17 protein-coding genes are annotated in these 25,456 nt (G+C 58.2%); 10 read left to right on the top strand and 7 right to left on the bottom strand.

What is annotated here, in order from left to right:
- The first annotated feature begins 2 nt into the window (after positions 1–2).
- The gene (locus H4317_RS06135) at positions 3–1,172 is read left to right on the top strand and encodes an acyltransferase family protein (protein WP_185889259.1); all 1,170 of its coding nucleotides are present in this window, start codon (positions 3–5) and stop codon (positions 1,170–1,172) included.
- Between the two features lie 55 nt (positions 1,173–1,227).
- On the opposite strand, the gene H4317_RS06140 is transcribed toward H4317_RS06135, so the two are convergent.
- The gene (locus tag H4317_RS06140; protein WP_185889260.1) at positions 1,228–2,856 is read right to left on the bottom strand and encodes a 3-(methylthio)propionyl-CoA ligase; all 1,629 of its coding nucleotides are present in this window, start codon (positions 2,854–2,856) and stop codon (positions 1,228–1,230) included.
- A 660-nt stretch (positions 2,857–3,516) separates the two neighbouring features.
- Positions 3,517–6,720: a serine hydrolase domain-containing protein gene (locus H4317_RS06145; protein WP_185889261.1), complete on the bottom strand. Its 3,204-nt coding sequence runs from the start codon at positions 6,718–6,720 to the stop codon at positions 3,517–3,519.
- Between the two features lie 194 nt (positions 6,721–6,914).
- Between H4317_RS06145 and H4317_RS06150 the strand changes: the two genes are divergently transcribed.
- Positions 6,915–7,553, top strand: a complete 639-nt coding sequence (locus tag H4317_RS06150; protein WP_185889262.1) for a hypothetical protein — start codon at positions 6,915–6,917, stop codon at positions 7,551–7,553.
- A 98-nt stretch (positions 7,554–7,651) separates the two neighbouring features.
- Here H4317_RS06150 and H4317_RS06155 read toward each other — a convergent pair whose 3' ends face one another.
- Positions 7,652–12,826: a cellulose binding domain-containing protein gene (locus H4317_RS06155; protein WP_185889263.1), complete on the bottom strand. Its 5,175-nt coding sequence runs from the start codon at positions 12,824–12,826 to the stop codon at positions 7,652–7,654.
- Positions 12,827–13,238: 412 nt separating this feature from the next.
- On the opposite strand from H4317_RS06155, the gene H4317_RS06160 reads away from it, so the two are divergent.
- Positions 13,239–14,534, top strand: a complete 1,296-nt coding sequence (locus H4317_RS06160; protein ID WP_185889264.1) for a carboxypeptidase-like regulatory domain-containing protein — start codon at positions 13,239–13,241, stop codon at positions 14,532–14,534.
- Positions 14,535–14,703: 169 nt separating this feature from the next.
- Here H4317_RS06160 and H4317_RS06165 read toward each other — a convergent pair whose 3' ends face one another.
- On the bottom strand, positions 14,704–15,453 hold the full coding sequence (locus H4317_RS06165) for a superoxide dismutase (protein WP_185889265.1): 750 nt from the start codon (positions 15,451–15,453) through the stop codon (positions 14,704–14,706).
- Between the two features lie 156 nt (positions 15,454–15,609).
- Complete coding sequence (locus H4317_RS06170) at positions 15,610–16,326, bottom strand: 3-ketoacyl-ACP reductase (RefSeq protein ID WP_185889266.1); 717 nt, start codon at positions 16,324–16,326, stop codon at positions 15,610–15,612.
- Between the two features lie 533 nt (positions 16,327–16,859).
- On the opposite strand from H4317_RS06170, the gene H4317_RS06175 reads away from it, so the two are divergent.
- The 5 genes from H4317_RS06175 (at position 16,860) to H4317_RS06195 (ending at position 23,463) form a co-directional block, all read left to right on the top strand.
- Positions 16,860–17,966: a T9SS type A sorting domain-containing protein gene (locus H4317_RS06175; protein ID WP_185889267.1), complete on the top strand. Its 1,107-nt coding sequence runs from the start codon at positions 16,860–16,862 to the stop codon at positions 17,964–17,966.
- 135 nt (positions 17,967–18,101) lie between these two features.
- Positions 18,102–19,949, top strand: a complete 1,848-nt coding sequence (locus tag H4317_RS06180) for a DUF885 domain-containing protein (protein WP_185889268.1) — start codon at positions 18,102–18,104, stop codon at positions 19,947–19,949.
- 244 nt (positions 19,950–20,193) lie between these two features.
- Positions 20,194–22,146: a S9 family peptidase gene (locus H4317_RS06185; RefSeq protein ID WP_185889269.1), complete on the top strand. Its 1,953-nt coding sequence runs from the start codon at positions 20,194–20,196 to the stop codon at positions 22,144–22,146.
- 92 nt (positions 22,147–22,238) lie between these two features.
- Entirely contained in the window at positions 22,239–22,871 is a 633-nt protein-coding gene (locus tag H4317_RS06190) for a flavin reductase family protein (protein WP_185889270.1), read from the top strand.
- 88 nt (positions 22,872–22,959) lie between these two features.
- Entirely contained in the window at positions 22,960–23,463 is a 504-nt protein-coding gene (locus H4317_RS06195; RefSeq protein WP_185889271.1) for a DUF4126 family protein, read from the top strand.
- 70 nt (positions 23,464–23,533) lie between these two features.
- Here the strand turns inward: H4317_RS06195 and H4317_RS06200 are convergent, their stop codons facing one another.
- Positions 23,534–23,854 carry a hypothetical protein gene (locus tag H4317_RS06200; RefSeq protein WP_185889272.1) on the bottom strand — a complete coding sequence of 107 codons (321 nt, stop codon included), beginning with the start codon at positions 23,852–23,854 and terminating at the stop codon, positions 23,534–23,536.
- Between the two features lie 50 nt (positions 23,855–23,904).
- Entirely contained in the window at positions 23,905–24,096 is a 192-nt protein-coding gene (locus tag H4317_RS06205; RefSeq protein ID WP_185889273.1) for a hypothetical protein, read from the bottom strand.
- Between the two features lie 94 nt (positions 24,097–24,190).
- Here H4317_RS06205 and H4317_RS06210 point away from each other — a divergent pair, with 94 nt between their 5' ends.
- Positions 24,191–24,946, top strand: coding sequence for a Dph6-related ATP pyrophosphatase (locus H4317_RS06210; protein ID WP_260625839.1), 756 nt, complete (start codon positions 24,191–24,193; stop codon positions 24,944–24,946).
- A gap of 60 nt (positions 24,947–25,006) precedes the next feature.
- Positions 25,007–25,414 carry a thiol-disulfide oxidoreductase DCC family protein gene (locus H4317_RS06215; protein WP_185889274.1) on the top strand — a complete coding sequence of 136 codons (408 nt, stop codon included), beginning with the start codon at positions 25,007–25,009 and terminating at the stop codon, positions 25,412–25,414.
- Positions 25,415–25,456 lie beyond the last annotated feature (42 nt).

A 25,456-nucleotide genomic window follows, 5' to 3' on the forward strand; every position in this document is an offset into this window, starting at 1 on the left:
CCATGACAACTTCCACCACGCAATCTGCTGTTGAAACCACGGGCGCTGTGCCGCTGGCCGAAGCCTCGCAGCCCGGCCGCCTTATCAGCCTCGATGTATTTCGGGGACTCACAGTGGCGGCCATGATTCTGGTGAACAACCCCGGCGACTGGGCCCACATCTATGCGCCACTGGAACACGCGCAGTGGCACGGCTGCACCCCCACCGACCTGATTTTCCCGTTTTTCCTGTTCATTGTGGGCGTGAGCATTGTGTATGCGCTAGACGGGGCGCGGCAGCAGCCTGAGGCACACGGGCGGGCCATACTGCGCATTCTGAAGCGCGCTGCCATCCTGTTTGGGCTGGGGCTGCTGGGGGCTTTGTACCCGAAGTTTGAGTTTGAAACGTTGCGGATTCCTGGCGTGCTGGCGCGTATTTCGTGGGTGTTCTTGGTGTGCGGTATTGTATTTCTGAAAACCACGTGGCGGCAACAGCTGGGTCTGCTGGCGTTTCTGCTGGTGCTCTACAATGTGTTGCTGCAAGTGGTACCCGTGCCCGGGTTTGGTGCGGCCAATCTGGAAGCCAGTACCAACCTCGGCGCGTGGCTCGATAGGCTGGTGTTCACCGAAAATCACCTCTGGAAAAGCAGCCGCACCTGGGACCCGGAAGGGCTACTGGGCACGCTGCCGGCCGTAGGTACTGGTCTGCTGGGCCTGCTGACCGGGCAATGGCTGCGCCGCAAGGATGTGGAGCCGGCCACCAAAGTAGTGTGGCTGTTTGTGGATGCGGGGCTGTTGATAGTGCTCGGTCTTATCTGGAACGGCTGGTTTCCGATCAACAAAAGCCTCTGGACCAGCTCCTACGTGCTCTATACCGGCGGACTGTCCGTAGCGGCGCTGGCCACGCTCTACTGGCTCTGCGACGTGCAGAACTGGCGCGGCTTCTGGACTAAACCGGCATTGGTTTATGGCGTGAATGCCATTACCGTATTTTTCCTCTCGGCCATTGTTTCCAAAACCCTCAACCTGATCAAAGTGGGTGATGTGACGCTGCGGGCCTGGCTCTATAACACGTTTTTCACCCCTTACTTCAGCCCGATAAATGCCTCGCTGGCTGGCGCGCTGGTGTGCGTATTGATCTGGCTGGGTGTGCTATGGGTGATGTATAAGAAGGGTGTGATTATCAAGGTGTGATGACAAGTATTTATCCTTCGTGCTGCTCAGGATGACAGGCTTTTCGAGCAATGCTCTATCCTGGAAAGGAATACCCCGCGAAATCTTTGCGGAGCTGAGTTTTTAGCAGTTTTCCGGTAGCGGTATGGGGCAACTGGTCCACAAATTCTACCGCTTCCGGCACCCACCACCTAGCCACTTTGCCCTCGTAGTAAGCTAGCAGGTCTTCTTTGCTGACAGTAGCCTCAGACTTCCGAACAACTATCAGTAACGGCCGCTCACTCCATTTGGGGTGCGGCACGCCAATTACTGCGGCCTCCGCTACCTCCGGGTGCCCAATGGCCAGGTTTTCCAGTTCAATACTCGAAATCCACTCGCCACCCGACTTGATGACGTCTTTCGAGCGGTCGGTAATCTGCATGAAGCCGTCGGGGTCGATGGTGGCTACGTCGCCGGTGCGGAACCAGCCGCTGGCAGTTAGCTCGCCGGGGTGGCTGGCGCGGAAATACTCAGCCACCACGAACGGACCGCGCACCAGCAAGTCGCCGAAGGCGACACCATCGTGCGGCAGTTCCTGGCCGGAGTCATCCACAATCTTCATATCAATGCCAAAAATGGCGCGCCCCTGCTTGGTCTTGATGGCGAACTGCTCGTCTTCGGAGAGGCTGAGCTGCTGCGGTTTCAGGGTGCAGACGGTGCCCAGGGGCGAGGTTTCGCTCATGCCCCAGGCGTGGCGGATGTTCACGCCTAGCTCCTCATCGAAGGCCTTGAGCAGGGCCGGAGGGCAAGAAGCGCCACCCACAATCATGTGCTTGAGGGTGCTGAATTGTAGCTTTTTCTCGCGCATGAACGTCAGCAGTCCAAACCAGATAGTAGGCACACCGGCCGTAAACGTAACGCCCTCCGTCTCATACAACTCATACAAACTAGCGGCGTCGAGGCCGGGGCCAGGCAGCACCAGCTTGCAGCCATTGAGCGGTGCCATATACGGAATGCCCCAAGCGTTGACGTGGAACATAGGTACCACCGGCAGCACCGTGTCGCGGGCCGAGCAGTTAAAGCAGTCGGGCAAGGAAGCGGCGTAGCTGTGGAGCAGCGTGGAGCGGTGCGAGTAGAGCACGCCCTTGGGTTGGTCGGTGGTGCCGGAGGTGTAGCACAGCGAGGAGGCCGTGTTTTCGTCGAACCGGGGCCATTCGTACTGGTCGTTTTCGGTGGCCAGCAGGTCTTCGTAGCAGCGCAGGTCGGGCAGGCTGGTATTCTCGGGCATGTGGGCCCGGTCGGTCATCAGCACCCAGCTTTCCACCTTGGGGCAGCTAGAGGCCAGCTTTTCTATTAGCGGCAGAAAGGTGAGGTCGAAGAACAGCAGCCGGTCTTCGGCGTGGTTGATGATGTAGACCAGTTGCTCAAAGAATAGGCGCGGGTTGATGGTATGGCATACGGCCCCACTGCCCGACACGGCGTAGTACAGCTCTAGGTGGCGGTGCGTGTTCCAGGCCAGCGTGCCCACTCGGTCGCCGCGCCGGATGCCCAGGCGCGCCAGGGCGTGTGCCAGCTGCCGGCTGCGCGTGCCCAGCCCGGCGTAGGTGTAGCGGTGCATGCCGCCCTCGGCCAGCCGGCTCACGATTTCGGTATCGGCATGCCACTTTTCAGCGTGTTCGAGGAGGCCAGCGATACGCAACGGCTCCTGCATCATGAGTCCTAGCATGGGAGAGTAGTTGGGGGGAGCCAGTAAGCTAGGAGTTTTCTCGCAGAGGTCCGCGGAGGGATACGCGCCTATGATGCCGGAAGCTGGGAGGCAACATCAGATGGAGACAACTGCTTAGGAGTACTGCCAAGGATGGCTAGCAATGGAGTCATAATTAAGCCAACATTCACCAACGCATGCGAGAAGTCGTTCCGCTGCCAAGCGACATATAAGTATGCCAGAAAGCAGGGTGCTAATACAACGGCTGCCACCTTCGTCGCCATATATAGTCCTGGCTTGTGCCCACTCATCACCCTATAGTCAGGCGCATGTAAACTGGCCTGCCGCAACAGCACTTCAACGAAAGCACGATATCCGGCATTCTGGGGCTCGAACTGGCCGGGACCTATTGTTCTATAATTGGTAAAATCAAAGGTCTGGCCGTCTTGAAAGGTAATGGCGCAATGGAAGACGCTTTCCGCATTCTTTACTGGCACTGTAAATAGGCGGATTGTGGTAAGAGTGGCGTAAGCCCGGCATCGTTCCGGTTCGCCGGGTGCCGCCAAACGTACTCCGTCAGACCACAGTGACCAGATAACGTGCCGGGTGTAAGAATGACCCACCCGCGCAAACTCAAACTCCGGCAAAAGTCGAGTTGGATTGTCCGTGTGAGTCATTTGTTTAGTTCTCCTTCGGAACCGTGCTTTCTATTTCCTGCCTTTGCGGCTGCCGCACGCTTTCCAGTGCCACCTGCAGCACGCCGGAGCGCACACTCAGCTCGGAAATCTTGTTGTTGCGGCGCGTTGGGTTCACGCGGTTGGTGAGTACCACGCAGGTCAGCTCCTCCTTCGGATCAACCCAGAAATAGGTGCCCGTAAAGCCCGTGTGCCCGTAGCTCTGCTGCGACACGCTTTTGGCCGAATTTACGGTCGGATTGGCGGCAGGCCTATCGAAGCCGAGGGCGCGGCGGTTATCGGGGCAGAACTGGCACTTGGTGTACTCGGCTATGGTTTCGGGCTTGAGGAGCTGCTGGCCGCCGTACTTGCCGTTCCAGGCGTAGAGCTGCACCAGCTTAGCTAGGTCGTTGGCGTTGCCGAACAGGCCGGCGTGGCCGGAGAGGCCGCCGAGCAAAGCCGCACCTTCGTCGTGGACCGTGCCGTGTAGCTGGCCGTGGCGGAACAGCGAGTCGTACTCAGTAGGCGTGATGCGGCTGAGCGGGAAGCGGCGGGTGGGGTTGTAGCCCAGCGAGGTAGCTCCCAACGGCCGGTATATTTCGTCGGTGATGAACTGGTTGAGGGGCTTGCCGCTGGCGGCCTGCACGAAGCGCGGGTACAGAATAAACGATAAGTCGGAGTAGACGTAACCGGGCTTCTCATTCAGCGGCGACTCGCCAATAGCTTTCAGAATCCGCTCCGGAAAGTCCTGGCGGGCCCACAGGTTGGGGCCAGCCGGCAGCGGGAAGCGCGCCGACGAATCGGGGCGGAAGTAGCGGCGGTTCAGTTCCACAGGTTGGGTGGTGGATACGTCTTTGGCCTCGGGGCTTTTGCCGAGTAGCGCGTTGAAGAAGCCGCGAGGCTTGGCGTAGTCGCGCCAAAATGGAATCCAGGCCTTCAGACGGGCCTGGTGCGTAAGTACGTCGCGCAGCTTCAGGTCCTGCTTGTTGGTGCCTACCAGCTCCGGAAACAACTGGCCCATGGTCATGTCGGGGTTGAACTTGCCCTGATCCTGTAGGCGCATCAGAGCCGGCAGCGCCGCCGATACTTTCGTCAGCGAAGCCAGGTCGTAGAGGTCGGTGTTGCGGACGGGGCGGCTAGGCTTGCCGGCCTGTGCGGGCGCATCAGCAAACGAGTGCGTGCCGTAGCTTTTGCGCAGCACCACCACACCGCGCCGGGCAATGACCACCTCGCCACCGGGGAAGGCCTTGGCCGCTACCGCGCCGTTCATAATCGAGTCCACGCGGGCTTCGAGGTTGTTGTTCATGCCCACGGCCTCCGGGAAGCTGTAGCGCAGCCGGGTGCCGCCCTGCGTGGTGAGGCCGGCGCCGTAGCTGTACTTGTCGCTCACGGTCACGGGCAGCTTGCCGCTGGCCGATACGCCGCCGAAAATCACCTCGGCGGCCACGTCCTGGGCGTTTTTGCTTTCCTGATAGGCCAAGACCACCGCATCGGCGCGGTCCAGGTCCCGGATTTTGGCCACGGCGTAAGCGTTACCAAACACCGACACGATGAGCTTCTGGCCCTGGCTGCCCAGCTCGTGCAGCAGCACGTTGGTTTCCGAGGTTACGCCGAAGTTGGTGGCCGGCAGGCGGCCGAGGTTGTTCACGCCGATGAGCACGGTGTTAAAGTACTTCAGCGTTTCGCGCATCCGGGTCAGTTCGTCGAGGCTCGGGGTGGCTGAAATCCAGAAGTGGCGGGCCGGGGCATAGTCGGCTACCATGCGCTGGAAATCGGTGGTGTCTTTGGTGCCGATGGTGAGTGTGGCTAGGCGCAGGGTGTCGAGGCGCTGCAGCGGCAGCAGATTTTTCTGGTTGCGCAGCACCGTCACACTCAGCTCGGTAAGGTGCTGGCTCAGGTACTGGGCGTGCGGTGTATTGAGGTCTTGGGTGATGTTGCGCAGGTCGATGGGCTTGTACTTGTCGAGGCCGGCCCACTGCTTCAACGCCAGCATCTTGCGGCAGCGCGCATCAATGGATTCCTGTGTCAATTGGCCTGCATTGATGGCGTCGCGTACCATCCGGATGGCCAGCGGAATGTTCTTGCTGAACTCCAGAATGTCGTTGCCGGCCTGCAGGGCGCGCACGTCGGCGTCGCCGGGCGGATACTTTGAAATCACGCCTTTCATGTTCATAGCATCCGTGAATACCACGCCCTCGAAACCCATTTTCTGCTTCAACAAGCCCGTGGTAATGGGTTTGGACAGCGTGCTGGGCATGCCGGTCGTGTCAAGCGCCGGAATATTGAGGTGGGCCACCATCATGCCGCCGAGGCCGCGGGCCATCAGGCTGCGGAACGGAAACAGCTCCAGCGTATCGATACGCTTCTTGTCAATGCGGAGTAGAGGCAGGGCCAGGTGTGAGTCGGTGTCGGTGTCGCCGTGGCCGGGGAAGTGCTTGGCGACGGCTAGGATGTTGGCATCCTGCATGCCTTTCATGTAGAGGTAGCTTTTCTCGGTCACGCTCTGCCGGTCTTCGCCCCAGCTGCGGTAGCCGATGACGGGGTTGGCGGCGTTGTTGTTGACATCGACCACCGGCGCAAAGTTGACGTGCATGCCCAGGCGCTTAAACTGCGCGGCCACCTCAGTGCCCATATCATACATCAACTGGTTGTCGCGGATACCGCCCATACTCATCTGGAACGGGAAGCGCTGCACGCTGTCGAGGCGCATGCCTACGCCCCATTCGGCGTCCATAGCCACCAGCAGCGGCACTTTGCTCTGCGCCTGGTAGCGGTTCAGCAGGCGCGACTGCCGCACCGGCCCACCCTGGAAAAACACGATACCCCCAATGCCATACTGCTGAATCAGGGCCGTGATGGAGTCTTCGTCGATACGCTTGCGGTTGGAGTAGGCGGCCACCATGAACAGCTGCGCCACCCGCTGGTCGGGCGTAAGCGTTTTCATCACCGAATCAACCCACCGCGAACTGGCCAACTGGGCCGCAAAGGGCACGGGCTGGTTACGGGTTTTGGGTGCTGGTTTTGCAGTGGCTTTGGCTGCTGCAGGCTTGGCAGGCGCTTTAGCGGTAGGTTTGGGAGCCGGCTTCCGGGTTACGGTGCGGCTGGTTTTCTTCTTGGCGGCTGGTTTCCGGCGGCGCTGGGCTGAAGCATCAGGAAGGCTCAACAATACCAGCAGCAGCCACAGGAACGGGAGGAAGCGGGGAAAAGACAAGATAGATACGGTGGTTAGTGGGGATGCGAATTTACGGTAATTGACAGGATGCACTGGCGGAATGCTGCATGGACTGCTGCCGGAAGCAGAAAAATCTATCTAGGCCAACCTGTTGGTGGCGTTGCCGGCTGATAGCTGCACTTAATACGATTCTTTCCCCTAACTAGGACCTTTATACTTCTACCACTGTAGCAATGCTTCTACTGGATGCCGGACCCCTTGATCTGGTCAATGGTCTTGTCAAATTAGTGCAGGCGCTTGGGGTATTGCTGCTGCTGGGGCTGGCTTTTCTCGGGGTGCGCATGTTGGTTCGTTTGCGCCAAAAACAGGGCAACTCGGGGAACTGGCTGCGAGCTGTTGGCGGGGTGCTGTTGCTGCTGCCTGCCGGCAGTTGGTTGTATGGGGTAGTCTATTCGTTCAGTACGCAGGCCTATCAGGAGTGGCAGGAGGATGCTGAGGACGCCCAGGGTACGCAGCAGTGCGTGGGTTGGTACCAGGCAACTACTACGGATACGCTGTCTGCTGGAACCGGCTATAGATTTGACCTGCACCTTGGGGCCGACGGACGGTACACGTGGAAAACTACGCTGCCAACTCTTGATTCGGCTTCTTCCGGAAACTGGAGTGTGGAAATGCGGGATTTTCCGGAACCCTACGTCGCCCTGATTTCCAGCAGCAACCCCAATTCGCACGTATTGATTTTGAACTCCTGCGACACCGTAATAGGAAGCTGCTGGCAAGGCCAGACGCGCGGCAGCGGCTACGGCACCCCCTCCGAACAAGGCCCGCACCCAATTCTATTGAAGCGGCAGGCGCCTCCCTCTGTTTTGTAGCAGGGGAGTGTATAGGGCCAAACGCTAAACTGCCCGTAGGCAGGACCCACGGGCAGTCTGGTGTTTCGAGAAAGGTAGCTTACGCTTCAGGCGGTAGCCTAGGGCTTCATGATGCGTACAGTTTGTACCTGCTTGCCCGATACCACTTTCAGCAGATACACGCCGGAGCGCTGGCCGCGTAGTGGCACGGCTTGGCGCTGAAGCGGCGCGGCGCTATTTACGCGCTGGGTTTCCAGCACGTGTCCCTGCCAGTCGTAGAGCATGATTTCTATTGGCTGGCCGGCTACCCCCCGGATTTCTACAGTGGCGTTGTCACCGGTTACGGGGTTGCCGGGCACGGCTACGGCCAGTGCTTCGGTAGCAGCAGGCTCAGTCGTTGCTGTCGTGTTGGCCACGGTGCGCGAGGCGGCAGCTGCCGGCTCCACTCCGTAAATCAGCTGGCCTTGGTAGTAAACCGTGATGTGGTCATTTTCAGCCAGTGGGCCCGCCGGGCGGTACGAATGGTCGTTGGCTTCCTGGAAGCTGGACCAGTCGGTTTTGTTGATGCGGTACTGCACGGTGCCGGTGCTGCTGAGCGGGTAGAGCTTGCCAGCCGTAGGCGCGAAGCCCAGCTCCAAATACGCATCAGCGCCGGGCACGGCCGGGCTGAGGCGCTGGAAGCTGCCAGTGAGGCTGACATTGCCCAGCTTGGCATAATCGAGGGCATACTGCAGGGCAGCGGAGCCCTCGGCGGAGAACCAATAGCGCACTTTCAGGTCGGCGTAGTTTACAGGCTGGTTGCCGGTGTTGCTGACATTGAGGTGGGTGCTGATGCTATTCGAGGTGGTGCGGTTGTTCCGGTTGGAAGCCAGCACCTGCACGGCCGTAACTGGAGCCACGGCAGCCGGCTCAGTTCCCCACACCAGGCGTCCGTTGCGGTAGAGCGTTACGTGCTCATTGGATGTATAGGCCGGGGCATTCTGGTAAGAGTAGTCGTCGGCTTCGTTGAGGTCGGCCCAGTCCTGGTTGGCGAAGCGGGAGTTGATGGCTCCCGAGTTGCCGCCCGCCGCCAGTGTGCCAGCCGCGGCCGTGAAGCGGTATTCTACGTAGCCGTAGGCACCAGTACGTGGCTGGGGCAGGCGCACATACTGAAGCTGCACGCGCCCGGTGCCCAACTGCGCATAGTCGATGAAGGTATTTAGGCCTGCGTCGTTTTCGGCAGTCAGCCAGTAGCGGGCCGTCAGTTCGGGGTAAGGCACCGCCACCGGCCCGTCGTTGAGCAGCAGCAGATTAGGCTTGATGGCGTTGTTAGTGAGGCGGTGGTTGTCACCGTCCTGGTGCTTGATCTGCACGAACAGCGGTGCTACGGTCAGCACTTGCACAACAGGAGCAGCGGCCAGGTAGGTGGCGTTGCCGGGCTGGCTGGCTGTAATGGTGGCCGTCCCGGCTCCGAGAAGCTGGAGGGTGCCATTCACCACTTTTGCCACAGCTTCGTTGGAGCTGGCGTAGCCGACGGGTAGGCCGGAGCTAGCGGTGGCCGTCAGCACAACATCAGCATCACCCAACAGGTAAGCGGGCAGCGCGGCGAAGGTGATGGTTTGGGCCTGCTTGGTGAGGTCGTTGATTTCGGTGTCCGACAAGGCATAGTTGAAAAGCCGCACATCATCCAGTTGGTCGCGGTAGGGCTTGTTCTCAGCAGAATTGCCCAAAGTCAGGGCGTTGCTTTTGCCGATGGTGCCAGTGGTATATGCCTTGGTGGCGGCCAACGTACCGTTCACGTAGAGGCGCAGTTGCTTGGTGCTCACGTCGCGGATGGCCACTACGTGTTGCCACTGGTCATTGAAGAAGGTATAAGGCGCAGCGCTTACGCGTACGGCCGCGTCAGTTTTGGTGGTGCCGTCGTCGATGGAGAAGGTCAGGACTCCGTCGCGTAGCTGCAGGCCATACCACTTGCCGGTGCCGGCCTCAAACGTGCCTTTGTGGAACAGGTACGTGTCTTTGGCGGTACTAGACGTGTACGTGTTAGCCGGAATCTTCACCCACAACGATACCGTGAACGAGTTCTGGTCGAAGCGGAGCTGCGGGGCATCAGGTACGACGATGGCGCCAGTGCTGGCAGGAGTGCCGAAGGCGAGGCTGCCACCAAACCGGCCGGCGGGTAGCCACTGGCTGCCCGTGAGGCCCGTGAGCGTGCCGGGGTGCTGGTAGAGGCTGGCGTCGGGAGCCAGGGTGCCGGTAGTTTCGTCGAGTTGGTAGTGCGCCACCAGGCCCTTAGGGTTGCCGGTCCGGAACGACCAGACCTCGCCGGGCGTAGTGCCTAGGCTGCTCACGGCATCCACGCGCCAGAAATAGGTGGTATTGGCCGTCAAGTTCGAGAAGGCGTAGGCGGGGCTTTGCAGCGGCGCATTGGCCACAAAACTCAGGTTGCTAGCATCGGTGCCGGCGTACACGTTGTAAGCATCGGTCTGGTAGCCGCCCTGCCACGCCACGTTCACATTACCGAATCCTTCGACCAGCGCATTGGGGGCCAGTGAGGGGTTGTATGCTTGCAACGGCAACGGGCCGGAGTGGCGCAACTGAATAATTTCCTGAGGTGTGAGCGTGTAGTTGAACACCTTCAACTCGTCAAGCAGGCCTTTGTAAGGAGCAGGAGCGTTGGTGCCGGTCAGGAATTCTAGTTCCCCGATGTTGCCCACAATCAGGGCAGAGTTTTCGCCGATGCCGTTAGCTTTCGTGGCTATTTCCTTCACCAACGAGCCATTCAGATACACTAGCAGCTTCTTATTCGGCACGTCGCGGATGGCCACCACGTGCACCCATTGGCCGGAATAGAACACGGTGCCGTCGGTTTGCAGCTCGTCCTTATTCACGTCGTCGTCGATGGCAAAACGCAGCTGACGGTTCTTAAACTCGATATCAAATCGTTTGCCAGTAGCGCCGGTGGCTGCATTGCGCGTGATAGAGCCTTTGCAGAGCAAGTAGGCACTTTCGTTGTTGGTCTGGGGCAATGTGGCTGGGTCAGCCTTCATCCAGAACGCTAGCGAAAAAGAGTTGCGGTCGAGGTACAGCTGGTCCTGGTTCGGAATACTGACCACATACAGGTTGGGGTCGGCAGTGGCGAAATCGAGGGCGTTGTTCACTTTGCCCGCCACCCGAATGTCTTGGTTGTCGTCATCAAGGCCCAGCACGCCGTGGTTGGCAAAGCTCGACTGGTCGGTAATCTGGGTGCCGTCGGCGGCGGTTTCATCGAACCCCCAGTGGCCCACCAATTGCGGTACCACGGCCCCTGTCGTTCGGAACGACCACACAGCACCTTCGGCAGTGCCGCGGGCATTCACGGCATTCACGCGCCAGTAATAGGTAGTGTTTTCGCTGAGGCCCGTAACTTGGTATGAAGGCGCCACCGCATACGGCACATCGGTGCGCTTAGTAAGCGTGCTGGGGCTGGTGCCAAAATACACGGCGTAGGTGGTGGTATTGGTGCTGCCAGTCCACTTCAGGGTGAGGTTCCCGTTGGTTATTTCCGCGTATTGAAATGCGTCGGTGGGGCTGGGCGTGACGGCCACAGTCGGGGCTGAGGGCAGCCCAGGCGTTTTCACGGATGCCACTGCAAACGTGGATTCCTCGGTGGACGTCACGGCTTTCAGACGGTAGGAATACGTGGTGTTGGGCTGGAGGCCGGCGTTGTCGGTGTAGGTGGTAGCGTCGGCGGCCGGCTGGGCAATGGCGGTATAGGTGACGCCATCGGCGGAGCGCTCCAGCACAAAGTTGGTTTCGTTGGGAGAGTTGTCGAGCCAGTTTAACACTACCTGGCTGGCCGGCGCGGGCACTTCCGTGGAAGTAGCCGCCAGCTCCATGCCCGATGGGGGCCGCACGAAGGCCGGAGCTGCCGTTTTGATGAGCGAATTAACGTAGACCTCAATGTTCAGGTAGGCCGGCGCTGTGGTGCTGTAGGCCACGGCATCAGCTTTGTTGTTCTTGTTGAGGCCGTGCGCGTCTTCCCAGGCGTCAGGCATGCCATCAGCGTCAGAATCCTGCCGGGACGGTGCCCCAAACACGTTGCCAAGGCCGCCGTTGGTAAACGGCAAATCGGCTTCGGTATACACATAGTAGCCTTGCGTGCCGCGCGAACGGACCTCGTCAATCATCAGTCCGTCTACCTGGTCGCGGCGCGGGTAGGTAGCCCCGGCGCTGTCTATCACCTGTTGGTAAGCCTGCACAGCCGTCAGCGGGTTGGCGGCGGCAGGGTAGGAGAAGGGCTGGGTGCGGAAACCCGTGTCGGCAATGCCAGGGTAGCCGACTGTGTCGTAGGGCACCAGCGTACCATCCAGCACGCCGTTGCGGTTGTTATCAAAGTAGTTGCCGCTGCCAAACAGGTTGAACGTGCCGGTGCCGCGCGAGAAAGGCGTGGTTTTGCTGGGCGGTGTAAGCGGGCCACCCACGAAGTAGTTGTTGATGATGTTGACCTCCGACACGCCTGCCGAGCCGCCCATGATGTAGGCGTCGCCCGACCAACCGTAGTTCGGAATGTCGCCGAGGCGGTTACCGTTGCCCCAGTCGTACACCACATTGTTCACAAACTCATTGACACTCTTCACCTTGGGGTTGCGGGTTTTGTTGCTGATGTAGAGGTTGCGCAACAAACTCACCTTGCCACCGTCGGGCGTCTGAATCAGGCCGCCGGCCGAGTGGTTGGCGCGGTGCAGGCCCTGCCCGATGATAGAGTTCTGCACCGTAATGTTATCTGGTGCAGTGCCTTTGCCGTCCCAGTTAATGGAAAATACCTCGTCCATGCCCCACGAAAAGGACATGTGGTCGAGGATGATGTTGGAGCCATTGGCGAGGCCGGAGGCGTCGTTGCCGGAGTTGCCGGTAGCACCCAGCCGGACCCGCAAAAAGCGACAGATGGTGTTATTGGAGCCGGTAAAGGTGATGCGCTTGTTAAAGAACACCACTCCGTCGCCGGGAGCAGTCTGGCCGGCCACGGTCACGTTGGGAGCTACCTGCACGTTGCTTTGCAGCGTAATGATGCCGCCTACAGCAAACGTCACGATGCGGCCCGGCTGGCTCACGGCGTCGCGGAAGGAGCCAGGGCCAGTGTCGTTGAGGTTCGTAACGACGTAGACGCTGGGATTGGCCGCGCCCCGGGCTCCGGTGGCAAAGCGCCCGAAGCCACCCGCGCCCGGGAAGGCGACAGTTTGGGCTTGCGCCTGGGTGGCCAGAGGCAATAGCGCCGCCAAGGCCAGCGCCAGCCGCCCCCAGGAACGACGCCGCGGCAGAGTAGTTGTGTGCATAAATGGTGGGATTTGGTGGAAAGGACTGATAGATACAGCATGGCTGACTGCCGTGACTGCCTGACAAGAGTAGCCAAACCGCTCTGCCGAACTTCCCTGCACAGTTCTGGTATAGAGGCATATAATTCCGGTTTTCTATGTCTTTTCAAGGTCAACTCTCCTGCTCGTTGGTAGTACTTGCTGCTGGTAGCGCCAAGGCCAGTTCAGCCAAGCCGAAGTGCCAAGTCGGCTCCTATCAATAGCTCAATTGAAAGCGGATTGGACTGCCGCCAAGCGAAAAGTGGGAGGTGGTTTAGGGAAAATCTGGCGGCGTTGAGCAGAGTGGGCCTACTTTTGCGGTGTGGTATATGCCTGCGGGCCGTGGCGGCGTTATAGCTGTCCGGTTTATCGTTTCACCTCAACCCCGGCCGCTTTGATTCTGCGCTCCTTCTTCTCCTTCGACTTTTCCCTTCGCCGTCTGAGCCGGCCAGTAGGCCTGCTTACGGCCGCGCTGTTGCTTGTGCAGGTAGCACAAGCCCAGATACAGCTGCGCGGCACCGTCATCGACAAGGACACCCGCGAGACGCTGCCCTTCTCTAGTGTGGTAGTGCGCAACACCACTCTCGGCACTACCACCAACGTCGATGGCGAATTCACGCTAAGCGTACCCAAGCTGCCGGTTACACTGCTGGTATCAGAGTTAGGCCACTTGAAGGATACGATTCGGGTGACTAGCGCCTCGGAGCCGCTGAAGCTAGCCCTCGCCACGGCCGCAGTAGCACTACCTGAAGTGAAAGTGGGTAGCTACCCGTTTCAGCTTGTAGACCGTGCTTACCGCCAGATGCAGGCCAACTACGACCAGAAATTCTACGGTAAGGCCTTTTACCGCCAGCTCACTCGCATCGATAAGCAGCCCACGGAACTGCAGGAAGTGGTTTGGAATGTGAAGTCCAGCAACGCCCGCATCGAGGGTACTGCCATTGCGCAGGGGCGCTATGCGGCGGTTCCGAGCATGACCAACTTCAGCAACTTCTCGCTCTACACGAAGTCTTATGGCCTCTACGACGCCAATGCTGACACCACCAAGTCTTTGGCGCTGCTCAGCCCCAACGTGGTGAAAAACTACCTGCTGGAGCTGAAAGGCATTGTCTCAGGCGCCGACAGCACTAAAGGCGGCATTGCGGAAATCGACTTCGAAACCCGCCCCGAACTGACTAAATACCGCTCGGAGGGCACCATCTGGATTGATATTGACTCCTATAAAGTGGTGCGCTATCATATGAAGTCGCCCAATTTCACGGGCTCCACGTCGAACCCCAACCAGAAATTCCGCAACACGAAGCTGGAAATCGAAATGGCCTTTCGCAACGACGACCCGGCCGTGGCAGTGGCTCCGCTGGAGTATATGAAGGTGAACCTGGCCGCCGATCTGGTCAGTGGCAAACAGTCGACCCCGCTTACTGTCTCGTCGTTTACCTTTTTCTACGACACCAACACCAAGCCTACTACCATTCCTTATGCCCGCGTGAGTGTGCAGGACCGGGACTTGGCGGCCATCAAGGCCATCAAGTACGACCCCGAATTCTGGGCCAATAACCCCGTTGTGCAGCGTACCCCGGTGGAGGACGAAGTTATTGCTTCGTTTGAAAAGAAAGGGGCTTTCGGTACAATGGTCAAAAAGCCAGAGCCCAAAGCCGATGTCCGTATCCGCAACGGCCGGATTGAATAAGCAAAGCCGTCATTCCGAGCTTGCCGAGGAATCTCGCTAGTGTAGTAAGTACTACCACAACCTCAGCACACGAGATGCTTCGACTTCGCTCAGCATGACGTTCTTATTACACGCAAAAAGAGCCCCTCCAATTGTGGAGGGGCTCTTTTTGTATGACCCAAAGCAGGGTTTAGCCTTTGCGCGACTCGTCGTAGCGGCTGGATACTTCGCCCCAGTTCACTACGCTCCAGAACGTTTTGATGTACTCGGGGCGCTTGTTCTGGTGCTTGAGGTAGTAGGCATGCTCCCACACGTCGAGGCCCAGGATAGGCGTGCCCCGCTGTACGCCGGGCAGATCCATCAATGGGTTGTCTTGGTTAGGCGTGCTTGTAATCATCAGCTTGTTCGCCTTTTTATCGTGGATCAGCCAAGCCCAGCCGGAACCGAAACGGCCGGTAGCAGCTTTCGTGAATTCCTCGGTGAACTTCTCATAGGAGCCGAAATCCTTATTTATAGCTGCCGCTAAGCCACCAGTAGGCTGGCCGCCACCTTTCGGCGACAGAATCTGCCAGAAAAAGGAGTGGTTCCAGTGGCCACCAGCGTTGTTGCGGATAGCATCAGGCTGTTTGCTGGCCGAGGCCAGCAATTGAGCCAAGCTCAGTTTTTCTTCCGGCTTGCCCACTACAGCCTCATTCAGCTTCGATACGTAGGTTTTGTGATGCGCATCATGGTGGATTTCCATGGTTTTGGCATCAATATGTGGCTCCAGCGCATTGAAGGCATAAGGCAGAGCCGGCAGCGTGAAGGGGCCATCGGCCATGGGGGTGGCGCGGGCCTCGCGCAGCAGCTTTTCTTCGTGGGCAGCGGCTAGCACTGCGGGGCTTACCAGGGCGCCGACCATCGTCAGCAGGCCGTTTTTCAGAAAATCTCTTTTCAGCATGATTAAGGCAGATAAATGAAAGAGCGGAAGTGAAAGCCAGAGTGGCTGGCGGCAAAGCCGCTACCGTGTACCGGTTGCGTAAGGCTCAGGTTGCGGTAGCTAGCGAAACCAAATAAAGAAAAAAGCCCTGGAAACTGCTTCCGGGGCTTTCGTTGCTTAGGGGTTAGTGCTCCACATGCCGGCTTCCTTAATGAAGATGCGGCGGTTGAGCTTGAGTTGCGCCACGATGAACTCGGCCAGGTCTTCGGGTTGCATCACCTTGTCGGGGTTGCCGTCGGTGAGCTTGTTGCTGATAGCAAGGTCCGTAGCCACGGTGCTGGGCGTGAGGGCCGACACGCGGATGTTGTGTTTGCGTACTTCCTGCATCAACGACTCGGTGAGACCAAGCACGGCAAACTTAGAGGCACTATAGGCACTAGTGGTAGCCGCGCCACGCTGCCCGGCCGTGCTGGCGATATTGATAATGTCGCCGGTTTCGCGCGCAATCATGCCCGGCAATACGGCGCGCGTGGCGTAGTAAGTGCCCATCAGGTTCACCTGGATAATGTGCTCCCACTCTGCGGGCTCCATATCCACAAGTTTGGCAAATGTGCCGATACCGGCGTTGTTGATCAGGATATCAAGGGAGCCGAGTGCCTCAGTAGCTTGCGCCACGGCAGCTTCCACAGCGGCGCGGTCAGCAATATCAGCGGCCAGCACCACGGCTTTCACACCAAGCGCCTCTACTTCTTTGGCTACATCCTGTAGCTGGGCTTCGGTACGGGCCAGCAGAGCCACATGTACGCCTTCGTGAGCAAGAGCAAGTGCTACTGCCCGCCCAATTCCTTTGCCTGCACCCGTAACAAGGGCGTTTTTACCGGCTATTGATGCCATTACTTCCAGATTAGATAGTGAGCTGTCTTAAACCGCTAAGACGGCAGGTAGGATAACCTGAAATGCCGGCTCTGGGTTGGCCTGAGCAGACATTTTCCATAAGAAGGGAAAAGTTTTTCTAAAAAATATACGCTGCTTTCTGCTCTTTATAGCAACGCGGAGATATTATTTAAGTGCAATGTGTGAGGCAGAATGCACCGCATACGCGGCACAAATTTGTTATATGTGTAATTTTAATAAAAATTGATTTATTTATATAAATAAATATAAAAATATTATATACGATCTTGTTATGGATACCCTAATGAGCAGCGGCGGCGTACAAGCTGCAAACGGGTTCAAAGAAATAAAACTTAAACCACATTCCCATGAAAGTCTACCTACTTTCTTTTGTTATACTTTTTCTGTTTGGCTTCGGTGCATCTTCGCGGGTGCTGGCCCAGACAACTTACGTCTCTCGTCCCGGTGGTGGCGCATGGAGTAACCCCAACACTTGGCTTGTAGATGGAATAGCAGGTGTCTCGGCTCCAGCAATGAATTCTACCACCCGCCAAAGAGAAACGAACAACATTATCGTCATCAACTCGGCCGTAGTTCTCGACCAGGATTATTCTATTGAAGGAGGCAACGGCCTCCTGACGGTAAATGCTGGTGGTTCACTCATCGAGGACAGGGCAGGCCGCCGGCTGAGTTTTGGGAGCCAGCAGGGCAACGACAAGCTGCGCCTCGTCCTGAACGGGACCCTACAGGTAACGTCGTTGAGCTTCTACAAAGCTGACGCTGAAATCAATGCCTCGCTGCGCACCAGCTGCAACATATCGGTAGCCAACCAGTCGACGCTGGAAGTAAACGGCAGCGTGACGATTGAAGGCAATCTAATTGTCCGCCAAGGCAACCCTACCATTGAAGGTACCGGCCAGGTGAACATCAGCGGCTGCGTACTTACCAACAACAATGGTTCGCTCAACGGTCTTTTTGGCCCTAACATCAGTGTATGTGTGCAGGGCACGGCCAATGCTTGTGACACGGAAGGCCTCAGCTGCAGCCCCAACATTGCCCAGTTTATCACGATTGATGGCTGCCGGGCGCCGCTGCCAGTAGAGCTGCGTAGCTTTTCGGCCCGCAACACGGGCGGTACAGTACAGATAGTTTGGACCACGGCTACCGAGAAAAATTCGGATAGTTTCTTGGTAGAGCGGGCAGGCGAAAGCAAGGAGTTTGTACCAGTAACGTCTGTTGCTGCAGCGGGCTCGTCGCAAACGCTTCGCTCATATTCGGCCATTGACCGTAAGCCCCTGGCTGGCAACAATTACTACCGTCTCAAGCAAATCGACAAAGACGGCACCTTCGCTTATTCGCCGGTGGTGAATGTTCTACTGGCTGGTATCGATAAGCAGGATTTGAACGCCTACGGCACCAGCAGCCGCCTGAACATCCAAGTGAATACGCCGGCCGTGTGCCAGATGCTCCGTGTGATGGATAGCATGGGCCGGGTCGTGTACACCGAAAATATGCCTACTGGCACCACTGGAGTTGTGAGCCGCGAGGTGCCCTTGAGCAGCACTGGTTCGGGCGTCTATATTGTTCAGGCAGTAACGAACCAAGGCACTATCAGCCGCAAGTTTATGCTGGCCGAATAGCCCAAAGCGGTAAGCCACGTCGCACTTTACACGGAAGCCCCCGAAGATTTTCTTCGGGGGCTTTTTGTGTCTGGCAGCCAGCGCCCCGCGAAACCTCTTATCTTGCCCGGTACCAACCTTACTCCCGCTTTCCGCATGAAAAATATCGTCCTGACAGGCTTGCTGGCTGGAATGCTGCTTGGCGGCTGCAACCAGCAGAAGCCGAAAACAGGGGACACTACAGCTCCCACCAGCCTCGCCGACGTGAAAGAAATCAACCAGTTGTTTGAACTGTATTGGGAAGAAAACGCCAAGCTCTTTCCGCTCGATGCTACCACGCAGGGCGACAACCGCTACAACGACCAGCTGCCGAACGACGGTACTAAAGCTTTCCGGCAGAATCTGACGGCCTTCTACCAGAAATATCTGGATGGCCTGAAGAAGTTTGACCGCGCTACACTGGCCGACAACGACAAAATCAGCTACGATATCTTCCAGTACGACCTCGAAACCAAGCTGGAAGGCCTGAAGCTGAACACCTGGATGATACCTTTCCAGCAGTTTTGGGGACTGCCCATTACAATGGGACAATATGGCTCGGGTGAGGGCATGCAGCCCTTCAAAACTGCCAAGGACTACGACAATTGGCTGGGCCGCGTGCGCGGCTTCTCGGTATGGGCCGATACGGCCATCAGCAATTTTCGGCAGGGCATAAAGGCTGGCGTGGTGCTGCCCAAAACGCTGGTCACGAAGATGATTCCGCAAATGCGCGACCTGCAAGTGACAGATCCTACCAAGAGCCTGTTCTACGGCCCCATCAACAAGATGCCCGCCGATATTTCAGCCGCTGACAAGCAGCGTATTACGGCTGCTTACAAGAAGGCCATCATGGAGGAGCTGGTGCCTACGTACAAGAAGCTTGGCGACTTCCTGGAGAAGGAGTATGCGCCTAAAGCACGCCCCAGCACCGGCATTTCGGCGGTGCCTGGCGGCCCCAACATCTACCGCTACTACGTGAAGAGCTGGACCACCACCGACAAAACGCCGGAGGAAATCTATGAAACCGGTGTGAAGGAAGTAGCCCGCATCCGGGGTGAAATGGAGAAAGTAAAAGCGCAGGTAGGCTTCCAGGGCGACCTGCCGGCCTTCTTCGCCTCGCTGAAAACCGATCCTAAGCTGATGCCTTACAAGACACCGGAAGATGTGCTGAAAGCTTTCCGTGGTATCCAAGCCAAAATCACCCCGAACCTGCCCAAGCTGTTTGGGCGCACTCCCAAAACACCGTTCGAAATCCGGCAGACCGAAGCCTTCCGGGCCGCTTCTGCCTCCGCCGAGTATAACCAAGGCTCCCCGGATGGCTCGCGGCCCGGCATTTTCTACATTCCGATTGTAGACGCCACGAAGTTCAACATGACGTCGGGGATGGAGTCGCTGTTTCTGCACGAAGCTATTCCTGGACACCACTACCAGATTTCGCTGCAGCAGGAAAACACCGACTTGCCTAAGTTCCGCCGCTTTGCGTGGTATGGGGCCATGGGCGAAGGCTGGGCGCTCTACACTGAAAGTCTGGGCAAAGAGCTGGGCCTCTACACCGACCCGTACCAGTATATGGGCGCCCTCGGCGACGAAATGCACCGCGCTGTGCGCTTGGTGGTAGACGTGGCTATGCACACCAAAAACATGACCCGCGAGCAGGCTATCAAGTACATGATGAGCAACGAAGCTATCAGCGAAGATGGTGCTACTGCCGAAATTGAGCGGTATATGGCCATTCCTGGCCAAGCACTGTCTTACAAGATAGGAGCGCTCAAAATCCGGGAGATGCGCGAGAAATACGCCAAGCAGCTCGGCAGCAAGCCAAATGCGCTGCGGGAAAAATATGCCGGCCAGAATAAGGAGCATTTCCGACTCCCACAGTTTCATGACGAGCTGTTGAAGGACGGTGTGATGCCACTGGCCGTATTGGAGCGCAAAATGGACAACTGGGCCGCCGGCCATCGGTAGAAACCCTTCCTACTAGTTGCGCTGCCCGCTTCTGTCCTGGTTTCCGGATGAGGTGGGCAGTGCTATATTGGAGCCACCCGGCTGGCGTATTCGCATCTGCTAGATAGGTGTTGCGTGCGTGCCGGATTCAGCACCTTCTAGTGAGATAGGCTGACTGTGACACAGTTGGTTATTGCGTCGTGAGGTGGTGTTCTTTGGGACATGAAAAAGGGTAGATTTGATTGTTCAGGAATTCTATCGTTTCATGATGAGAAAACAACTACTACTTGCAGGGTTGCTGGCTGTTGCATACAGCGGAACCGCTCAAAATCAAGAAGCTGCGCAGGAAATCGGTAATCTGGTGGTGCGCAATATCCCGGCTCTGCCCGCCGACCTGATGGAGCGCGTCGACCAGTACCAGAACGTGCGCGGCGCCACAGTAGCTGATTGGGACCGGGAAGGTAAAGGCCTGTTCATCTCCACCCGTTTCGCCGAGGTGCCCCAGATCCACCATGTGGCGGCACCCGGCGCCGACCGACGCCAGATTACGTTCTATAAAGAGCCGCTGGCCGCTGCGGCCGTAGCGCCCGACAAAAAGCAAAATGGCTTCGTTTTCAGCCGCGACAATGGCGGCAATGAAAACTACCAGATCTACTTCTTCGACCTGAGTACGGGCCGCGCCCGGCTGCTGACGGATGGCAAAAGCCGCAACCAGTTTCAGGGCTGGAACCGGGCCGGGTCGCAGCTGGCGTACATGAGCAACCAGCGCAACGGCGCCGACCTCGACCTGTATCTGCTCAACTTTCAGCCCGATGCCAAGCCCACCATGCTTACGGAGCTGAAAGGTGGGGGCTGGGGCGTGTCAGCTTGGTCGGATGATGGAAAGCAAATGATTCTCAGTAACTACAAATCCATCAATGAAGCCGAACTCTACCGATTTGATGTGACCAGCCGCAAGCTGGAACGGCTGTTTGCCACGGCTGGCCCCGTGAGCTATAGCGGCGCGGAATTCACCAAAGATGGCAAAGGGCTGTTTCTTGTTTCTGACGAAGGCACCGAGTTCCAGACCCTGCGCTACGTGGACCTAGCCAGCAAGCAGCAAACCCCGCTCACGGCACCCATCACCTGGGACGTGCAAGGCATGGACCTGAGCATGGACGGCACAAAGCTCGTGTTTGCTACGAACGAGGATGGCTACTCGAAGCTTTATGTGCTCGATACCAAAACCCGCAAATACCAGCCCGTTGCCAACGTGCCGAAAGGCGTTATCAGCAACTTCCGCCTCAACGATGACAGCCGCCGCTTGGCCCTGAGCGTGTCGACGCCCACAGCCAGCAGCGACGTATACGTAGCCGACCTGACTACCAAGACCCTGACGCGCTGGACTACTAGCGAGCTGGGTGGTCTGAATTCGGCGAGTTTCGTGGAGCCAAGCCTCATTCAGTATTCCACCTTCGACCAGGTAGATGGGAAGGCGCGCCTGATACCGGCTTTCCTGTATAAGCCCAAAAACGCGACGGGCAAAACGCCGGTGCTCATCAGTATTCATGGCGGCCCCGAAGGACAATCATTGCCCACTTTTAGTCCCCTGATTAATTTGCTGGTGAATGAGTTAGGCGTGGCGGTAGTAGTGCCCAACGTGCGGGGCTCCAGCGGCTACGGCAAGACCTACCTCAAGCTCGACAACGGGGCCAAGCGCGAAGAATCGGTGAAAGACATTGGCGCGCTGCTGGAATGGATTGGCCGCCAGCCTGATCTGGACCCGGGCAGAGTGGCGGTGTACGGCGGCTCTTACGGCGGCTACATGAGCCTAGCCACCATGACCAACTACAACGACCAGATGCGTTGCGGCATCGACCTGTTCGGCATCAGCAACTTCACCACCTTCCTCAAAAATACCAGTCCTTACCGTGCCGACCTGCGCCGCGCCGAATACGGCGACGAGCGGGACCCAGCCATGCAGGCAGTTTTTGCGCAGATTTCGCCCATCAGCAAAATCAAGAACATCACGAAGCCTATGCTGGTGTACCAAGGCAAAAACGACCCGCGGGTTCCGCTTTCCGAATCGGAGCAAATGGTAGCTGGCTTGCAGCAGCAGGGCACTTCCGTGTGGTACATCATGGCGAAGGACGAAGGGCATAGCCTCGCCAAAAAAGCCAACCGCGACTATACGTATGGCGCTATGCTACTCTTCCTGCGCAACAATTTGCTGAAATAAGGCTTAGCCTACAGAAGTATCACGGCCGGCTGGCGCGCATGATGCGCCAGCCGGCCGTGGCATGTATAACTCTACCCTCCCCGTACGCCCGTATGCGCCATATTACGCCCACCGATCTGCAGGCTTTTGAAAAGGTATTTCGCCTCAACCTGATAAACGCCCTGCCCGGCTACAAACCTGCCAATCTTATTGGGACGGCTGATGCCGACGGTGCTACCAACTTGGCTATTTTCAGCTCTGTGCTGCATCTGGGCTCGGCGCCGGCGGTGCTGGGCATCGTCACGCGGCCTACCACAGTGCCGCGCCACACCTACCAGAATCTGAAAGCCACTGGCTGCTTCACCATCAACCACGTGCACGCCGGCTTCGTGGCGCAAGCTCACTACACCTCCGCCGACTTCCCGGCCGGCGAGTCGGAGTTTGCTGCGTGCGGCTTCACGCCGGTCTGGCGCGACGATTTCCCGGCCCCCTACGTAGCCGAAAGCCAGATCAGCATTGGGCTGCGGCTGCAGGAAGAGCTACCGATTCATAATGGCACCGTGCTACTGGTGGGCAGCGTAGAACATATTTATCTACCTGAAGCTGTGTTGCTGGCCGATGGTACACTCGACCTGGCGGCCGTCGAGGATGTGAGCATTTCGGGGCTTAATACCTATTTCCGGGCCCAGCCTGTGGGTGCCTTCGCCTATGCCCGGCCGGGGCAGGGCCCCCAGCCAAAACAGTAACAGCCGCTACAAAGTGGTAGCCTGTGCAGCCACTGTGCCAGGTAGCCCGTTTAAGCAAAGCAGTTTCTTCATTAGACTACCTGAAATCATGAGCAAACACTTCTGGCAGACCGTTGGCTTAGGTACCATTGCCGGCTTCCGCAGCATGACGGCCCCGGCGCTGCTGACGGGCAACTTGGCCAAATTTCATCCGCAGGCGTTGGCTGGTTCCCCGCTTCGCTACTTGCAAAAGCCGCTGGTAGCTACGGGTTTTAAGCTGCTGGCCGGCGGTGAGTTGGTAGGCGACAAGCTACCTCAGACCCCTAACCGCATTGCCCCACCCGTCCTGTTGGGCCGGCTACTCTCGGGGGCTCTGGTGGGGGCCACACTCTACAAAATCAACCACGGTAAAACACTGAATGGTGCACTCCTGGGTAGCGCCGTAGCGGGGCTGGCTACATTCGGTAGCTTCTGGCTGCGCAAAAAGACCACCGACGAGTCGGGTTTGCCCAGTGCACTGGTAGGGGGTCTTGAGGATATACTGGTACTGAGCAGTGGCCTCGCTCTTTCCAAGGGTACTGATATTGGAGCACCCGCCGGCCGGGCGTTGTAGCCAGTCTGTTGCATAAAAAAAGCGCCGCCAGCACTGCTGGCGGCGCTTTTTTTATGCAACAGACTGGCTGCTATTCTTCACGAGTTGTAGAGCGGCCTTCTTCCGATTCGGTTGGCATTGTGGTAGTAGGGGAGCTAGGGCTGCTTGGGGCGCCTTCCAGCGCCGCGTTGGTCGAGGTCTTCTGGTCGGCGGCTGAGCCCAGGCCGGTTGGTGTTTCTACGTTCTGTCCGCCGCTGAGACTGTCCCGGTCGGTTTCGTTGGTCGTTGCTTTGGGTGCGTCTGAGAAGTCCTGGCTAGCTTGTGGGTCTTTGCCCGGCGTGTTGTTGTAATCGCAGGCCGTGAGGGCAGCACCCAAGCTGAGTGCCAGCAGGAAAGTGAAAGAGCGTTTCATAGAAGAAGAGTAGGGGTAGAGATGGAAGGGAAGACGATGAAGCCGTAGTGCTACTGCGCGGGGCCAGGAGCTGGGCCCGCCTGTGTCGAGTTCTGAACGGCACTCTGGTTCTGGGCACCGTCGGTGCCGGTAGAATCGGAGGTGTTGGCTGGCGTAGAGGAGTTGGCCGCGCCCGAAGTAGAGGAGCCGGAGTCGCAGCTGGCCAGCGTGAGGCTGAGCAGCAAAGCGGCAAGGGACAGCATACGAACAGGATAGTGCATGTACGAAATCGGAAAAAGATGCTTTGGGCAAACGGCCACAAACCTGCTTCGGTTGCGACACACTTACCTTTGGCCCATGCCCGCCCCAACCCTCATGAACTGGAGCGGGGGTAAAGACTCGGCCCTCGCCCTCTACCACGCCCTCCACGACCCCCGCTACCACGTCACGGACCTGCTGACCAGCGTAAACGCGCAGTACCAGCGGGTATCCATGCATGGCGTGCGGGTAGCGCTACTAGAGCAGCAGGCGCAGCGCATTGGGGTGCCGCTCACCAAGCTAGAACTCCCCGAAATGCCCGGCATGGATGACTACGAACGGCTGATGAAGGCCGCATTGGCTCCTTTACAGGCCCACGGCATACAGCACGCCATCTTCGGCGATATTCATTTGGAAGACCTGCGCCACTACCGCGAACAACAGTTGGCCCGGGTTGGCATGCAAGCCGTATTTCCGCTGTGGCAGCGTCCTGCCGCCGACCTGCTGCGCGAATACCTGGACCTGGGGTTTCGGGCCATTGTTGTGTGCGTCAACGAAAAGATGTTGGATGCCAGTTTCTGTGGCCGTGAGCTGGATGCAGAGTTTCTGCGCGACCTGCCACCAGGAGTAGATGCCTGCGGTGAGAATGGCGAATACCACAGCTTCGTGTACGATGCGCCGTACTTCAGCGCGCCCATTGCTGTGGAGCGGGGCGAGTTGGTGCACCGCACGTATGCACCGCCCGCTGCTGCCCAATCCACCTGCTACCAGCCCAATGGCCCTGATGAAGCTGCTTCTGCTACACCAGACCCTTATTCTACTGGCTTCTGGTATTGCGACTTGCTGCCGGCCTAACTGTGCGGGCGGGAAGTTTTATGCTATTGCCTGTTACGACACCACCAGCGTATACCTGCCATGCCCGATTCATCTACCAGTATTGTCTTCTTCGACGGGGTCTGCAACCTCTGCAACGGCTTTGTGCAGTTTATCATCCACCACGATGCGACCGGCCGTTTCCGTTTCGCCTCCTTGCAGTCGGAGGCCGGGCAGGCGCTACTGGCGGCGCATGGCCAGACAGTAGCAGCCACTCCCGAAACGGTGCTGTTGCTCGAAAATGGCCGACTCTACACCCATTCTACGGCGGCTTTGCGAATTGCCCGGCAGTTAGGTTGGCCGTGGCGCGGTTTCGCGGCGGCCCTGGTGCTTCCCCGCTTCCTGCGCGACGCCGCGTACCGCTTCGTAGCCCAGAACCGCTACCGGTGGTTTGGCCGCGAAGAAAGCTGCTGGCTGCCCACTCCCGAATTGAAAGCACGGTTTCTCTGAGGCGTTGCGTCCGCACGCAACCACCTATTCCTTTCCGATCTA

The sequence above is a fragment of the Hymenobacter sediminicola genome (assembly GCF_014250515.1).
GTDB lineage: Bacteria > Bacteroidota > Bacteroidia > Cytophagales > Hymenobacteraceae > Hymenobacter > Hymenobacter sediminicola.

Bases quoted from the DNA above. Each gene is read 5' to 3' on its own strand.
- H4317_RS06200 (WP_185889272.1), bottom strand. From the start codon at position 23,854: ATGAAACGCTCTTTCACTTTCCTGCTGGCACTCAGCTTGGGTGCTGCC.
- H4317_RS06205 (WP_185889273.1), bottom strand. From the start codon at position 24,096: ATGCTGTCCCTTGCCGCTTTGCTGCTCAGCCTCACGCTGGCCAGCTGC.
- H4317_RS06150 (WP_185889262.1), top strand. From the start codon at position 6,915: ATGCTTCTACTGGATGCCGGACCCCTTGATCTGGTCAATGGTCTTGTC.
- H4317_RS06140 (WP_185889260.1), bottom strand. From the start codon at position 2,856: ATGCTAGGACTCATGATGCAGGAGCCGTTGCGTATCGCTGGCCTCCTC.
- H4317_RS06175 (WP_185889267.1), top strand. From the start codon at position 16,860: ATGAATTCTACCACCCGCCAAAGAGAAACGAACAACATTATCGTCATC.
- H4317_RS06210 (WP_260625839.1), top strand. From the start codon at position 24,191: ATGCCCGCCCCAACCCTCATGAACTGGAGCGGGGGTAAAGACTCGGCC.
- H4317_RS06155 (WP_185889263.1), bottom strand. From the start codon at position 12,826: ATGCACACAACTACTCTGCCGCGGCGTCGTTCCTGGGGGCGGCTGGCG.
- H4317_RS06190 (WP_185889270.1), top strand. From the start codon at position 22,239: ATGCGCCATATTACGCCCACCGATCTGCAGGCTTTTGAAAAGGTATTT.
- H4317_RS06135 (WP_185889259.1), top strand. From the start codon at position 3: ATGACAACTTCCACCACGCAATCTGCTGTTGAAACCACGGGCGCTGTG.
- H4317_RS06170 (WP_185889266.1), bottom strand. From the start codon at position 16,326: ATGGCATCAATAGCCGGTAAAAACGCCCTTGTTACGGGTGCAGGCAAA.
- H4317_RS06180 (WP_185889268.1), top strand. From the start codon at position 18,102: ATGAAAAATATCGTCCTGACAGGCTTGCTGGCTGGAATGCTGCTTGGC.
- H4317_RS06185 (WP_185889269.1), top strand. From the start codon at position 20,194: ATGATGAGAAAACAACTACTACTTGCAGGGTTGCTGGCTGTTGCATAC.
- H4317_RS06215 (WP_185889274.1), top strand. From the start codon at position 25,007: ATGCCCGATTCATCTACCAGTATTGTCTTCTTCGACGGGGTCTGCAAC.
- H4317_RS06195 (WP_185889271.1), top strand. From the start codon at position 22,960: ATGAGCAAACACTTCTGGCAGACCGTTGGCTTAGGTACCATTGCCGGC.
- H4317_RS06165 (WP_185889265.1), bottom strand. From the start codon at position 15,453: ATGCTGAAAAGAGATTTTCTGAAAAACGGCCTGCTGACGATGGTCGGC.